Source organism: Gordonia sp. VNK1 (assembly GCF_040049135.1).
GTDB classification, from domain to species: domain Bacteria; phylum Actinomycetota; class Actinomycetes; order Mycobacteriales; family Mycobacteriaceae; genus Gordonia; species Gordonia oleivorans.
In genome coordinates this window covers 373,673-387,460 of the sequence record NZ_JBDZDJ010000001.1, presented here as the reverse complement: position 1 = coordinate 387,460, position 13,788 = coordinate 373,673, and the positions used below count along the sequence as shown (strand labels likewise).

Annotated in this window: 16 protein-coding genes; 8 read left to right on the top strand and 8 right to left on the bottom strand. The window is 68.0% G+C overall.

Annotation, left to right across the window (positions count from 1 at the left end; all coding sequences use genetic code 11):
- Positions 1–147 precede the first annotated feature (147 nt).
- On the top strand, positions 148–606 hold the full coding sequence (locus tag ABLE94_RS01610) for a flavodoxin domain-containing protein (RefSeq protein WP_348807857.1): 459 nt from the start codon (positions 148–150) through the stop codon (positions 604–606).
- On the opposite strand, the gene ABLE94_RS01605 is transcribed toward ABLE94_RS01610, so the two are convergent.
- Complete coding sequence (locus ABLE94_RS01605) at positions 536–1,450, bottom strand: DMT family transporter (protein WP_348806752.1); 915 nt, start codon at positions 1,448–1,450, stop codon at positions 536–538. The two genes, ABLE94_RS01610 and ABLE94_RS01605, sit on opposite strands and share 71 nt — an antisense overlap.
- Before the next feature lie 83 nt (positions 1,451–1,533).
- Between ABLE94_RS01605 and ABLE94_RS01600 the strand changes: the two genes are divergently transcribed.
- From ABLE94_RS01600 to ABLE94_RS01575, 6 genes are all read left to right on the top strand, one after another.
- Positions 1,534–1,818 (top strand): hypothetical protein, encoded by a 285-nt coding sequence (locus tag ABLE94_RS01600; protein ID WP_348806751.1) that lies wholly within the window; start codon positions 1,534–1,536, stop codon positions 1,816–1,818.
- A 26-nt stretch (positions 1,819–1,844) separates the two neighbouring features.
- Positions 1,845–2,309 (top strand): SixA phosphatase family protein, encoded by a 465-nt coding sequence (locus ABLE94_RS01595; RefSeq protein ID WP_348806826.1) that lies wholly within the window; start codon positions 1,845–1,847, stop codon positions 2,307–2,309.
- A 140-nt stretch (positions 2,310–2,449) separates the two neighbouring features.
- The gene (locus tag ABLE94_RS01590) at positions 2,450–2,824 is read left to right on the top strand and encodes an ArsR/SmtB family transcription factor (RefSeq protein ID WP_348806750.1); all 375 of its coding nucleotides are present in this window, start codon (positions 2,450–2,452) and stop codon (positions 2,822–2,824) included.
- Positions 2,821–4,491 carry a SulP family inorganic anion transporter gene (locus ABLE94_RS01585; protein WP_348806749.1) on the top strand — a complete coding sequence of 557 codons (1,671 nt, stop codon included), beginning with the start codon at positions 2,821–2,823 and terminating at the stop codon, positions 4,489–4,491. Before ABLE94_RS01590 ends, ABLE94_RS01585 begins: the two co-directional genes overlap by 4 nt.
- Positions 4,492–4,543: 52 nt before the next feature.
- Positions 4,544–5,065, top strand: coding sequence for a TetR/AcrR family transcriptional regulator (locus ABLE94_RS01580; RefSeq protein ID WP_348807856.1), 522 nt, complete (start codon positions 4,544–4,546; stop codon positions 5,063–5,065).
- Complete coding sequence (locus ABLE94_RS01575; protein WP_348807855.1) at positions 5,038–5,160, top strand: hypothetical protein; 123 nt, start codon at positions 5,038–5,040, stop codon at positions 5,158–5,160. The genes ABLE94_RS01580 and ABLE94_RS01575 overlap by 28 nt, the downstream gene beginning before the upstream one ends.
- A gap of 20 nt (positions 5,161–5,180) precedes the next feature.
- Here ABLE94_RS01575 and ABLE94_RS01570 read toward each other — a convergent pair whose 3' ends face one another.
- The 7 genes from ABLE94_RS01570 to ABLE94_RS01540 all read right to left on the bottom strand — a co-directional run bounded on the left by ABLE94_RS01570 (position 5,181) and on the right by ABLE94_RS01540 (position 12,173).
- Positions 5,181–6,170, bottom strand: a complete 990-nt coding sequence (locus ABLE94_RS01570; protein WP_348806747.1) for an esterase/lipase family protein — start codon at positions 6,168–6,170, stop codon at positions 5,181–5,183.
- Positions 6,171–6,207: 37 nt separating this feature from the next.
- Positions 6,208–7,029, bottom strand: a complete 822-nt coding sequence (locus tag ABLE94_RS01565) for a variant leucine-rich repeat-containing protein (RefSeq protein WP_348807854.1) — start codon at positions 7,027–7,029, stop codon at positions 6,208–6,210.
- A gap of 16 nt (positions 7,030–7,045) precedes the next feature.
- On the bottom strand, positions 7,046–7,438 hold the full coding sequence (locus ABLE94_RS01560; RefSeq protein WP_348806745.1) for a hypothetical protein: 393 nt from the start codon (positions 7,436–7,438) through the stop codon (positions 7,046–7,048).
- A 50-nt stretch (positions 7,439–7,488) separates the two neighbouring features.
- Positions 7,489–8,676 (bottom strand): DNA polymerase IV, encoded by a 1,188-nt coding sequence (locus tag ABLE94_RS01555; RefSeq protein WP_348807853.1) that lies wholly within the window; start codon positions 8,674–8,676, stop codon positions 7,489–7,491.
- Positions 8,677–8,716: 40 nt separating this feature from the next.
- Positions 8,717–9,466 (bottom strand): hypothetical protein, encoded by a 750-nt coding sequence (locus tag ABLE94_RS01550; protein WP_348807852.1) that lies wholly within the window; start codon positions 9,464–9,466, stop codon positions 8,717–8,719.
- A gap of 171 nt (positions 9,467–9,637) precedes the next feature.
- On the bottom strand, positions 9,638–10,453 hold the full coding sequence (locus tag ABLE94_RS01545) for a carbon-nitrogen hydrolase family protein (protein WP_348806744.1): 816 nt from the start codon (positions 10,451–10,453) through the stop codon (positions 9,638–9,640).
- Between the two features lie 7 nt (positions 10,454–10,460).
- Positions 10,461–12,173, bottom strand: a complete 1,713-nt coding sequence (locus ABLE94_RS01540) for a flavin monoamine oxidase family protein (RefSeq protein ID WP_348807851.1) — start codon at positions 12,171–12,173, stop codon at positions 10,461–10,463.
- Between the two features lie 153 nt (positions 12,174–12,326).
- Between ABLE94_RS01540 and ABLE94_RS01535 the strand changes: the two genes are divergently transcribed.
- Positions 12,327–13,778, top strand: coding sequence for a PepSY-associated TM helix domain-containing protein (locus tag ABLE94_RS01535; RefSeq protein WP_425476107.1), 1,452 nt, complete (start codon positions 12,327–12,329; stop codon positions 13,776–13,778).
- Positions 13,779–13,788 lie beyond the last annotated feature (10 nt).

Below are 13,788 nucleotides of genomic sequence, written 5' to 3'. Positions count from 1 at the left end.
TGATCGGGGTCGTGACACGACCAATACTAGGACATCCAAGTAATTGCGCCAAGGGGTGACCAAAGTCCAATGGCATTTCGGCAGGAAAAGAGGCTACCCTTGCCCCTGTTTGTGCGACCTGCGCGCGATCCATCGGAAGGAGTCACCATGTCCGTCGTCATCCTCTACGGCACCGAGACCGGCAACTGCGAACTGGTGGCCCACGCCATCGCCGACGTCCTGGCCGCCGACCACGACCCGTCGATCTACGACATGAGCGAATTCGCGGTCGAGGATCTCGATCCCGAGAACTTCCTCGTGGTGATCTGCTCGACCTACGGTGAGGGTGAACTGCCGACCGGTGCCGAGCCCTTCGCGGCCGAACTCGACGAGGTGGCCCCGGACCTGACCGGTGTGCGTTTCGCCGTCTTCGGACTCGGCGACACCGTCTACGGCGAGACCTTCAACCGCGGTGGCGAGATCATGGCCGAGAAGCTGACCGCGCGCGGCGCCACCCAGGTCGGCGAGCACGCCCGCCACGACAACTCCTCGGCGATCAAGCCGAGCGCGATGGCCGCCCAGTGGGCCCAGGATCTGATCCCGGTGATCGCTCCGGTAAACGCCTGACCGACGGCGCCTCGACGGAGTCCGGCAGGGTGCCGCAACGCACCGCCGATTCCTTCGCCAATTCGACCACCGCACGGATCATCACGGCGAGCACGACGCCGAGGAACAGTGCGGTGGTCGTGGACACCTTGAGGTTCTCCCCCAGTAGGACCACGCCGAGCACCATCGCCACCGCCGGTTCCATGACGTTCATCGCCGGGAACGAGGTCTGCAGGTCGCCGGCCCCGAAGCCCTTCTGCTGAGCGATCACCGCACCCGCGGCGACCACCACGAACAGGTAGATCTCCGGGTGTACGAACATGTGCACCGGATGATGGAACAGCTGGTAGACGATGGTTTTGATGAGTAGCGCCGACACGCCGAACAGGGTGCCCGCGGCGAGCCCGTAGAACAGGGCCCGGTAGTGCGGGGTCGAGCGCTCCGCACACAGCACGCAGGCCACGATCACCCCGATCACCGCGGCGACGGTCACCCAGATCACCAGATCGGGGGGTCGGCGCATCGACGGCTCCGGGCGCGCGATCACCAGGAACGTCGCCACGCACGCCACCAGCACCCCACCCCACGCCCATTCGCGATGTGCCGGATGCCGGCGGTCGGCCCACGCCTCCAGCGGCAGCGCGAAGAGCACCGCGAGCACCACCAGCGGCTGCACCAGCAGGATCGATCCCAGGCCCAGCGCACCGGCCTGCAGGGCGAACCCGGTGATCGCGATCCCCGCACCCAGCCACCAGCCCTTGGTGATGGCCCCCGACGCCCGGGACGCGCGCTGGCGCAGCACGGTTCCGGCGGCGATCATCAGCGCCGCGAGAACCGCGAGAAGCGCGGGGAGCCAGGAGTGCACGCCCACCAGGCTAGGGCATGTCTCCCGCGAGGTGGGCGGTGTCGCTACCGCATCCGTGCGCGCGTCGCTCGTAGGTTGGAGTCATGCGGTTGCGGTCTGAATTGGAACTCCTCGCGACGCTCGACGCCGCCACGATCGGCGCGCTGTGCGCCGATCACACACTGATTCCCGCGGTGATCACCGACTGCCTCGACGAGTCGTGGGAGTGCGACGACCTCGCGGATGCGGCGCAGGCGGCCGGCGACGACGATCTCGCGGATTTCCATCGCCAGGAGGCGGCCGCGTGGCGTGCGACCGCGCGGGTGTTGCGTTCGGCGACGCCCGAAATCCGCTCCGGCGAGCGCCGCACCGAGCGCGGTGTGGCGTGAGTTCGGTCACCCGGACGCTGGTCCTGATGCGTCACGGCAAGTCCGGATATCCGCCCGGCGTCGGCGATCATCAGCGGCCGCTGGCCGACCGTGGACGCCGGGAGGCGGCCCTGGCCGGCGACTGGATGCGTGCCGAGGGCCTGCACATCGACGCTGTGCTGTGTTCGAGCGCCACCCGCACCCGCCAGACCCTGCAACGGACCGGTATCGACGCCCCGACCGAGTTCCTCGACGAGATCTACGGCGGAACTCCCGACGACATCTTCGAGGCGATCCGCATTCATGTCCCGGCCGACGCGGCGACCGTGCTCGTCGTCGGGCACGAACCGGGTATGCCGTCGACGGCGTTGAGCCTGGACTCCGACGGCCAGATCGATCGATTCCCCACGTCGGCGTATGCGGCCGTGACCCTCGGCTCGCCGTGGTCCGAGATCGGCCTGGCACCCGATCCCGACGCCCATCTGGTGGGTGTTCGCGTGCCGCGTTCCTGACTCCCCGTTCCTGACTCCCCCGCGATCCGCGTCACTCATGTTTGGCGATTGTCACCAACCGTCGTACGATGGCTTTCGCGCTTGCGTAATCCATTAGTCCGCAGTATCCGCTCCGGAATCCGCTGCCACGAGGAGACCTCATGACCACCCACGGCTTCTCCACAACCGATCAGCCGCTCTACGAGATCAAGGCCAATCTCTTCAAGGCGCTCGCCCACCCGGCCCGCATCCGCGTCCTCGAGGTGCTCAGCGCCAACGACGACCCCACCCCGGTCAGTGACCTGCTCAAGATCGTCGACATCGGACCGACCACGATGTCGCAGCATCTGGCCGTGCTCAAACGGCATCATGTGGTGACCTCGACGCGCACCGGCAACGCCGTCTTCTATCGGCTCGCCCACCCCAAGATCTCCGAACTGCTGCTCATCGCCCGCACCTTCCTCTACGACACCCTCGGCGCCCAGCGCGATCAGTTCGACGCGATCTCCGCTCTGCCGCCCGTCGTCCGGCCATGACACCGCTCATCTCCCGCGTCCGGCGACTGCTGCCGGGACGCAGCGATTACGCAGGTCTGCGCTCATCGTGGAAGCTCGACATCGTCTCCGGTGTCACAGTCGGCGTCGTCGCACTCCCCCTCGCGCTGGCCTTCGGCATCTCCTCGGGTGTCGGTGCCGCGGCCGGACTGATCACCGCGGTCGTCGCCGGCCTGGTGGCCGCGATCTTCGGCGGTTCGCATGTGCAGGTGTCCGGCCCCACCGGAGCGATGGCGGTGATCCTCGCGCCGATCGTGGCGCAACACGGCCTCGCCAGCATCGCGATGGTGACCGTGCTCGCCGGGCTGATCGTGCTGATCGCCGGTGCCGTCGGACTCGGCCGGGCGGTCACCTTCATCCCATGGCCGGTCATCGAGGGCTTCACCCTCGGCATCGCGGTGATCATCTTCCTGCAGCAGGTGCCCGCGGCCTTCGCGACGTCACCGCCGAAGGGTGAGCGGACGCTGCCGGCGGCGTGGACGGTCATCGTGCACGCCGACTGGGCGGCCGCCGGACGCACCCTGGGGGTGGTGGCCGCCGTCGCCGTGCTGATGGTCGCGCTGCCCCGCATTCACCGGGCGATCCCGGAATCGCTCACCGCGATCGTCGTCGTCACCCTTGTCGTGCGGTTCGCCCACATCGACGTCGCCACCATCGGCGAACTGCCCTCACATCTGCCGGCCCCGACCCTGCCGCACGTCGATGCCGGTGCGCTGCAATCACTGTTCGGCGCGGCGCTGGCCATCGCCACGCTCGCCGCGATCGAATCGCTGCTGTCGGCGCGTGTCGCCGCGACGATGTCGCCGACGGGCCCCTACGATCCCGACCGCGAACTGACCGGGCAGGGGCTGGCATCGGTGGCGTCGGGACTCTTCGGCGGCATGCCCGCCACCGGCGCCATCGCCCGCACCGCGGTCAACGTGCGCTCGGGGGCCCGCACCCGGGTGTCGGCGATCGTGCACTCGTTGTTCCTGCTCGGCGTCGTGTACCTGGCCACCGGCCCGGTGGCGACGATTCCCCTGGCCGCACTCTCGGGCGTGCTGATGGTCACCTGCTTCCGGATGATCTCGACATCGACGATCCGCAAGATCATCCGCTCCACCCGGTCCGACGCCATCATCTTCGTGGTGACCGCACTGATCACGGTGTGTTTCGACCTCATCGAGGCGGTCCAGATCGGCATCGTGGTCGCCGCGTTCTTCGCGCTGCGGCAGATCGCGCGCCGGTCCAGCGTCACCCGCGAGGAACTCCCCGGCCCGGCGCAGCCCGGCGACGAGCACATCGCCCTGCTCCGCCTCGACGGTGCCATGTTCTTTGGTGCGGCCGAGCGCATCTCCTCGACGATCAGCGAGGGGGCCGGCCGATCGAAGGTCTCGGTGGTGATCATCCGCATGTCGCATCTGGGGATGCTCGATGCGACGGGCGCCCACACACTGGCCGAGATCGTCACCGATCTGGAATCACGCGGAATCACGGTCATCCTCAAGGGCGTCCAGTCCGAACACCTAGGACTGCTCAATGGTGTGGGCGTCATCGATTCATTGCGGCACGAGAACCACCTCATGGCCACGCTCGATGAGGCGGTGGCCCATGCCCGCTCACATGTAACGACGCCGACCTCACCAAACGAAGCACTCAGTGAAAGTTAGGATTGCTTTGGACGCGCGTCCACGCGTCACCGAATAGAACTGAGGAGTAAAGATGCGGTTGAGTGTCGCAGAGCGACGCCGACTCGCCATCGAGGCCACGTTGCGAGTGATCGCAAGCGAAGGAGTCGAAAGCGCCACCACCCGGCGCATTGCCGACGAAGCGGGTGTCCCGCAGTCGGGTCTGTTCTATGCCTTCGACAATCGCGATGAATTGTTGGCCGCGGTCGCGGAATTCGGTATCAATCAGGAGTTGGAGGCTCTCACCGAGCGGGTGAGGATGCTCGAGACGGAGTCGACGCCGGCCGGGCTGCCCGCGGAGTCGGTGTTGCGTGCCGGGTTCGAGGCGTTCGCCGGGGACGTCGCCGGCAACGCCACCCGCGAACACGCGCTGATCTCGTTGGGGCTCTACGCCCGTCGCACCCCGGGACTCGAGACGCTCGCCGAATATCTCTACACCAACTACGCCCAACTGGTGGTGCGCATGCTGCGGGAGGGGGCCGCCTCGGCAGCTTCCGGTGGGCGGTCGCCGAGGAGGAGATCGCGCCGGTGGTCATCGCACTCACCGACGGTATGACGCTCGGATACGTCATGACCGCCGACGAACCCGCGATGAAGCACACCGTCGACGCGGCCGTTCGGGTACTGACCACCTATATCGCCACGCCATAGCCGGCCCTGGCCGGAGGCGATCAACCGCCGGTGACCGGGGAGACCGGCACACAGGGCACCGGCGCGGGCGATGACGGATCGAGCGCCCGCAGCACGAGCGCGGCCGACCGCCGATTCGCCACGATCGACAGGTGATCGGAATGGTCGGCCGGGCACCCGTCCTGCACGACGATGTTGGTGACCGATGTGCCGACCGGACCGTCGAGGATCCCCACGTCATACGGCGTGACGATCTCGTCGTGCCGGGTGACGATGTTGGTGTACCGCACGCCCGGCAGATATGGCGTCGGCTCACGCACGGCACGATTGAAATCCCGATCGGCCGGGGCCGGTGAGCATTCCGGACACGACGGCCGGACCGGTTCGGGAATGCCCAGGCGCGCACGGATTTCCGCGATCGCCTCACCGCGGGCGTCATCGTCGTCGGGGCCCTGACGCCAATACGGGGCCAGCGACACATAGTGCGCCACGTGCCCGCGCCCGCCGAGGTATTTCATCCAGTAGGTGGGGATCTCGGTGCCGAGGGAATGACCGACGATGTCGACCTGATCGCTGCCGGTGGCCGCACGCACCCGATCGGCGAATTCCTTGAGCTGCCAGGCACTGTCGGGTTTCGGCCCGAGCCCACCGAGCGCCGACGCCGGCCATGCGGTGCCCAGCGTGCCGTAGGTCGGGACGAACACGCAGTAGCCGGCATTGACCAGCACCGGCGCCATCGTCGCCCAATTGGTCTGTCGCCCACCACCACTGCCGTGCACCAGGATCACCGGACGCGGGTGCGCCGCGGCCGGGCGGCAGGAGAAATCGTTGGTGCCGGGCAGCGAGCCACCGGGGTTCTCGAGCTCTGCGGAGATCCCGGCGAGGAAGTCGTAGGTCACCGGCAAGGGCTGCGACGGCGACGGTTGCGCCGACGCGGTGGCGGTGCCGAGCGCGAGCAGCGCGCACACCGTCAGTGCGCTCAGCAGGCCGCGCGGGCGTCGGTGTCGGAAGCTCACCTCGGCACGATGCATGTCCGCACGGTACGCCCGTCTCGCGCGGCTCGTGCAGTCAGAAGCCGCCGCGACGCCGCGCGACGGCCGCCTTGACCTGCGCGTCGCCGTAGGAGTCGAGCCAGTCGAGCAACCCCGGGTAGGTCGCCGGATTGTTGGCCACCAGCACTCGCAACTCCGGTGCGGCGGCCGCGATCTGCGAGAGGACCTGCGGGTCGGTGGCCGGGTTGGATGCCTGCGCCGCCGTGTAGGGATGGGCCGGTGTCGCCGGCGCAGGCGCCACCGGGTTCGGGGCCATCGGGTTGGGCGCCATCGGGTTCGGTCCGGGATATGCCGGGTTCGGGCCGGGATGCGCCGGGTTCGGGGTCGATCGTCCGCCGAATGCCGGGGCGATCACCGAGCGCCACGCATATGCGGCGTGCGCGATCGTCGTCTGCGGGCCCGCGGCCATCGGCATTCCGGTGGCCAGGAAGAAGGCGTACACGCCGGCGACGATGAACAGCAAGATCGCCACCGGCCAGAACACGAAGATGAGGATCACCGCGAGCACCGCGATGATCCCGCCGCCCACCGCGGCACGGACCGGCGCGCCGGCCGTGTTCGGGCCCTGGGCCCCGAAACCCTGGGCACCGAAACCCTGGGTGCCGGGTCCCGGCCGGCCCGGACCGAAGGGTGCGGACTGTTGTGCCGGATAGGGTCCGGTGGCCGGCGGCTGTTGTGCCGGATACGGCCCGGTCGCCGGTGGCTGTTGCGCCGGATACGGCCCGGTGGGCGGCACGCTGGGCGATTGCCCGGTCGGAGATTGACCCCAGCCGGGTGAGGACTGATACGGGTTGGGCTGCTGCGGGTTCGGTCCGCCGCCGTACGGAGGTGTGGTCATCGTTCTACCTGCCTGCTCAGCACTCGGCCGCGATGTTGCGGGTATCGCTACGGAAACTGGACTCACTCACCAGGTAGCCGGTGTTGGAGTCGAGGTCGTCGGCGTCGGCGCGGACGCCACTGTCGTCGTAGTCCTTGGCCGCACTGATCAGGGCGTCGAGCTCGTCGGTGACGTCGTACTCGGAGTCGTCCTCGAAGGCGTTGACCGCGACCCGGTACGCAGAGCACAGTTCGCTGTTCGTGGTGGAGTAGCTGTTGAACGCCGAGGTGGCACCGCCACAGCTGCCGAGAGCCCCGAACAGCAGGCCGAACACCACGAGCACTGCGGCGACGGTGGGCAGCAGCGGTATCCGATTGACGACATCGGCCGCTTGATTGCGCCCATGGGTTGGTGACGGAGGTGTGGCCATCGTGCCAAATTAGCAATGGCAACCATCGGCGCGATGTCGTCCGTTCGGACTCATTCGTCGTGTTCGTCGTCTTCGTCGGTGTCGGTGGCAGTGTCTGTGTCGACGAGGTCCAGCCGCACGCCGAGCAGACGCACCGGCCGGCCCTGCTCGAATTTCGCGAGCACCTCGTTCACGGCGGCGACGATCGTGTCGCGGTCGGTGGTCGGTGCGGCCAGCTTCCGGGATTTGGTGCGGGTGTAGAAGGTGGCGGTCCGCACGGTGACCGCCACCCGGAAGGGTGTGCGGCCCTCGGCGACGATCTCGCCGAGCAGTTCGTCGGTGAGGTCGGTGGCGGCCGCGGCGATCTCGGCCGGTTCGGTCAGGTCGGTGGCAAAGGTGTGTGACTTGGAATGCGACTTGGCCTCGAAGGGTTCGACGGTGATCGTCGCATCCCCGCCGCCGCGACACAGGACGTAGAGCCAGTTGCCCTGGTGTGGACCGAATCTGGCGATGAGGTCGTCCTTGTCGGTGGCGATGAGTTGCTCGACGGTGGCCACGCCCATCGCGGCCAGTTTGTCCGCGGTGCGCGGTCCCACACTCCACAGGTCGCCGGTCGGCGCGGAACCCATGAGCGGCAACCAGTTCCGTTTGTCGAGCAGGAACACCCCCGGCGGCATCACCCGATCGAGCCCGGCGTCGCGGATTCCGCGTTTGGCGAAGCCGGTGGCCATCTTCGCGCGTTGTTTGTTGTCGCTGATACCGATTCGGCAGGCCAGCCCACACTCGGCGGCCACCCGGTCGCGTATGTCCGAGGCCAGGGCGAGGATCTCGTCGTCACCGGGTTCGTGGTCGCCGGGTTCACTGTCACCGCTGGATATATCACTGCCGGATACGTCACCGATCCCGGCGTACGCCTCGTCCCATCCCCACACCTCCAGCGGATGGCCCATCTGCCGCAACGTCTCCATCACCTGTGCGGAGGCGGCGTCGTAGGCGGACATGTCCAGCGGTAGGTACACCGCATCGGGCATCTTGCGGTACGCGGTACGCAGCGGCATCCCCGCTCGCACCCCCACCGCGCGGGCCTCATAGGACGCGCAGGTCACCACCTTGCGGGCCTCGGTGGGGTCACCATTGCCGCCGACGATCACCGCCGCGCCGACCAGCTCGGGACTGCGGAGTCGCTCGACGGCGACCTGGAACTGGTCGAGGTCGATGTGCAGCAGCCACCGGTGGCGGCGCGGGGTCGACGCGCTCACCCGAGCCAGCCTACCCGGGCAGCTCAGTGCCCGCGGCCGCTCAGGCCGGTTCCGGCGCCGGCAGTCCGGACAGCTTGCAGGCCAGGTGCAGCGAATGCGGGTTGAGGCGGACAAGCGTGAGATCCGAAGTGCCGTGCACCAATTCGACGGCGCCGGCGGTCGGCAGCCGGTGTTCATCGGGTACCGCGAAGATCGATGCGGCATGACCGACGGCCCGGCCCAATCCGTCGACGTCGGATGCCGACAACATCGGAACGATCTGAGAAAGAACAGAATTCATCATCGAACGATCTCGATGCAGGGGTGGCGGGACCAGGTTCAGTGACCGCGACGCCGTCGCGCAGTCGGTGGGATCACTGAGTGCATGGGTGGCCACCAGCAGGAAGGCCAGCCGGAGCAGATCGGCCCGGCGGGGATCGGACAGGGCGACGGCGTCGTCGACCAGTGTCCGCTGCGCACGGACCGGCAGCGCACCCGATGCCGTGCGCAGGGCCGATTCGGCGTCGCGTCGGGTGAGCATGGCGTCGCGCAGCATCATGCCGAGCACGTCCGCGGCGCGGGTGTGCCGATTGATGGAGGAGCGGATCTGGTGGGCCAGCGCCGCATCCGGTCCGGCACCGTCATCCCAGATGGCATTGGGCGACAACATCATTCGCAGCGAGGGCAGGAACAGTAGCGACTCGATGTCGAGCGCCTCGAGGATCGCGGCCGCACCGAGGAATCCGCGTCGTGCACGCGACTGCGCATCCTCGAAACCCTGCAGATCCGCCTCGAAATCCACGTCGGTCATCCCGTCCACATCCCGCCCTGCGTGCGTTTCTCCTGCGCCCCGACGTGCACGTTCCCGGATGTAAGTTAGACCACAGCGCCCGTGATGTCCAGACGAGGCGGATACACCTTCTGGAAACGGGCGTATCCCGAATGTCGTAGTGGCAGTGCGCCGTTCAGAACAGCAAAACGGTCAGTAGAGTTCGGGCCGCCGGTCGGCGAGGTAGGTCCAGCCCGCCCGCGACCGGGTGAGTTCGCCGCGGTCGGCGGTACCGAACACCAGGTGTTCGCCGGGTTCGCCGAGGGCCTGCACCGCCCCGCTGGGGCCGATCCATTCGCTGAGACCCCCGTAGGCCAGATCGCCTTCACGGCCAACGAGATTCGCGTATCCCACATACACCTGGTTCTCCAGGGCGCGGGCCGGCAACAGGATGCGTTGCACATCGTCGTACTCCGGCATGTTGGCGGTCGGGACGCAGACGATGTCGGCGCCGCGCAGCGCCAGCGAACGCACCACCTCGGGGAACTCCACCTCATAACAGATCCCCAGGCCCAGTCGCCAGCGGCCGAGGTCGGCCACCGGGGCGGGAACCGTTCCGGGCGCGAACATCTCGGTGTCGAGGTCGCCGAACAGGTGGGTCTTGTGGTGGGTGGCCAGCAGCCGACCGTCGGAATTGACGAGCCGGATCGCGTTGTACACCTCGCCGGCCACCAGCTCGGCGCACCCGTAGAGCACGGCGAGCCCGTTGGCCGCGCAGATCTGCGACACCGCCGCCGCGATCGGCCCGTCGGGAGCCTCGGCCCGTTCCCGCGCGGCCCGCGCGCCGATGTTGTACCCGCACACGAACATCTCGGGTGTGATCAGCAGGTCGGCTCGCCCGGCGCACGTCGCGGCCGCCCGTCTCAGACGCTCCAGATTGCGTTCCACGATGTCCGGGGTGTCCGGGGGTAGCGGCGTGGCCTGCCAGAGTGCGACGCGCAGAACGTCCGCCGGTGTCGTCTCGTTCATCGTCGCGTCACTCACCGATGTCGATCGGGCCGAGGTCGGCGTACACGTCGCCGGGACCCGGATTCTCGGGTGCGCAGCGACCACCGAAATGCGTCAGCACACCCCACACCGCGTTGAGCCCGGTCTGCACCGCGCCCTCCACCCACGCCGGGGTGAAGGAGACGTCGTCGCCGGCGATGAAGATGCCGCGCTCGGTGTCGGGCAGCAGATGCTGATCGTGGAAATGCCCGTACATGCGGGTGTTGTACCGATAGTGGCCCGGCAGCGCGCCCTTGAAGGCGCCGAGGAAGTTCGGGTCGTCCTCCCACGAGACGGTGATCGGCCGTCCGACGATGTGCTCGGCGATGTCGACGTCCGGATAGATCTTCCGCAATGCCGAGAGTGCCAGGGACACACGGCGTTCCACCGAATGCGGCAGCATCTTGAGCGAATCGCTCATCCACGAGTACGACAGGCAGATCACCCCGGGCCGGTCGGGTCCGTTGTCGAACAGATACGTGCCGCGGGTCAGGCGGTCGGTCAACGTCATCGACAGCACGTCGCGGCCGGTGTCGGGGTCGCGGTCGGACCAGAAGGGGCGGTCGACGAGGACGAAGGTCTTCGACGACTGCATGTAGCGGGTGCGGTCCAGCGCCATCCACAGATCCTGACTGAACAACGACTCGTCGCAATCGATCTCGGTGGACAGCAGCCACGCCTGGCAGGTGGCGACCACCGCGGAGAACTCGCGTCGCTCACCCCACCGGTCGGTGACCTCGATGCGGTCGGGGCCGAGGCGCCGCAGTGCGCGCACCCCGGGTTTGGGCACCCCGCGGTGCAGCGACGACAGCGACGTGCCGACCGGCCAGTGCGCGATCCGGTGCGGTGCGTGTGACCACAGTCGACGCGGAACCTGTTCGACCCCACCGACGATGAGGTATTGGTCGGTGTCGCAGTTGGTGAGCACCACCCGCAGGATCTCGAGCATCGAGTTGGCGAAGTCCGAATCCCAACCGCCGGTTCCGAATCCGACCTGACCGAACAGTTCGCGATGCCGAAAGCTCAGCGATCCGAATTCCGTCGAGGTGGCCAGGAAGTCGTAGAAGCTGCGGTCGTCCCATTCGGCGACGAGGGCATTCCAACGTCGTTTCAGCTCGGCGGTGTCCCGTTCGGCGATGGCCCGTTGCAGACCGGAGAAGCCGGCGATGCGTTCCAGCGCGGCGTCCCAGGCGTCGGAGATCTCCTGGTAGATCGGCGGCAGATCGTCGAGGGTGCGGGCGTAGAGCGTCTCCCCGCCGATGTCGATGACGGTGCTGCCCGCGGCCTCGGTCAGCGGATTGGGGAACGGGCGGATGCGCAGTCCGAAGGTGTCGACGTAGTGGAAGAAGGCGCTCGAGGAGATCGGGAACCGCATGCCACCGAGTTCGGCGACCTCCGGTTCGCCGGGGACGAACGGCTCGGAGCGCAGTCGGCCGCCGATCCGGTCGGGTTCGTACACCACCGGCTTCAGACCGATCTTCATCAGCTCGTAGGCGGCGACCATGCCCGCCATCCCCGCGCCGATCACCGCGACCTCACTGCCGAGCGCCTCCGGCGGCACCGTGCCGATCCCGGCCGGGTGGCCGACCCAGTCGTCATAGGGAAACGGGAAGTCCGGACCGAAGATGGTGATCGGGGGTTCGGTGATCGGTGCCCCAGTGGTCGGTGCCCCAGTGGTCGGCGCTTCGGTGGTCGGCTGCATCCCTCGTAGGGTAGGTCCTCCGGCCACCGCAGGAGGGGAAGTGACGCGCGTCACGGCGATGCCGGGAACTTTCGCGTGGGCAGCACCGACCTCTGACGCGAGACTCGTCAGCCACGGGACTCATCAGCCCCTCGTGTGAAAGCAGGATTCGAGTTGGTCACCACCCCACCCCTGGATGAGGGGTCCGCGCCGGCGCGCTCCTCTGCGTCATCGCCGTCCCCGGGGCCGCGTCGTGCGCGCGGCGCCGCCGACCGTTGGCGTCCGCTGCTGCTGCGCTGGCACTTCTACGCCGGCATCCTGATCGGCCCGTTCCTGCTGGTCGCCACCATCACCGGCACGCTGTACGCGCTCATCCCGCAGCTCGATCGCGCGATCTACAGCCACGAGCTGACCGTCGACGATCCCGGTGGCGCGCCGATCCCCCTCGGTGAGCAGGTGGCCGCGGCCCGCGCCGCCCACCCGGAGGGTTCGATCGTGTCGGTGACTCCGGCACCGGCGGCCGGCGAGACCACCCGCGTGGTGCTGGCCGTCGACGACGTCCCCGCCGATCACAACCGCACCGTCTTCGTCGATCCCTACACCGGCGAGGTGCGTGGCGAGCTGACCAGTTTCGGTGAGTGGTTGCCGGTGCGCGCCTGGTTCGACGATCTGCACCGCAATCTGCACCTGGGTGAGGTGGGCCGTAACTACAGCGAGATCGGTGCGAGCTGGTTGTGGGTCGTGGCGCTCGGCGGCCTGGTGCTGTGGATCGGATACCGGCGCCGCACACACAAACTCAAGCGACTGCTGGTGCCCGATCGTGACGCACCCAAACGCCAACGCACCCTGAGTTGGCATGGCGCGGTGGGTGTTTGGATCATCATCGGCCTGATCGGGTTGTCCGCGTCCGGGCTGAGCTGGTCCCGTTATGCCGGTGAGAACATCGGGGAACTGCGCACCGAGTTGTCGTGGACGACGCCCGGTGTGTCCACCGAAGCATCCACCGAACCGTCCGACGATGCGGCCGCGCATCACGGCGCGGGTGCCGAAACGGCACCGGCCGAGATCGATCCGGCGGCGTTCACCCAGGTCTACGAGACCGCACAGCAGGCCGGTCTGGTCGGCCCGATGGTCATCTCGGTGCCGGCGGCCACGGGTGCGGCGTGGTCGGTGTCGGAGAACGCGCGCGGATTTCCGAGTCACTACGACTCGATCGCCGTCGATCCGCACAGCTATGCGGTGACCGACCGCGTCGACTTCGCGGACTGGCCGTTCATGGCGAAGATGACGACGTGGGCGATCAGCGCCCACATGGGCCTGTTCGGCCTGATCAACCAGATCGTGCTGATCCTGCTCGGCATCGGGCTGATCACCGTCATCTGCCGCGGCTACCTGATGTGGTGGCGTCGCCGCCCGACGAAGGGCGGGCTCCCCAAGGCGCCCGGGCGGGGTTCGCTGAGTTCCCTGCTGCCGGCCGAGGCGCTGGCCCTGATCGTCGTCGTCGCCGTCCTCGGCTGGTTCCTCCCCTGGTTCGGAATCCCGTTGGCGCTGTTCGTCATCGTCGACGCGGTGTGGGGAATCGTGTCGAAGCGGCGCGAGTCCGCGCAACCGGGTAGCGCCGGGTGAGCGCGCCGCG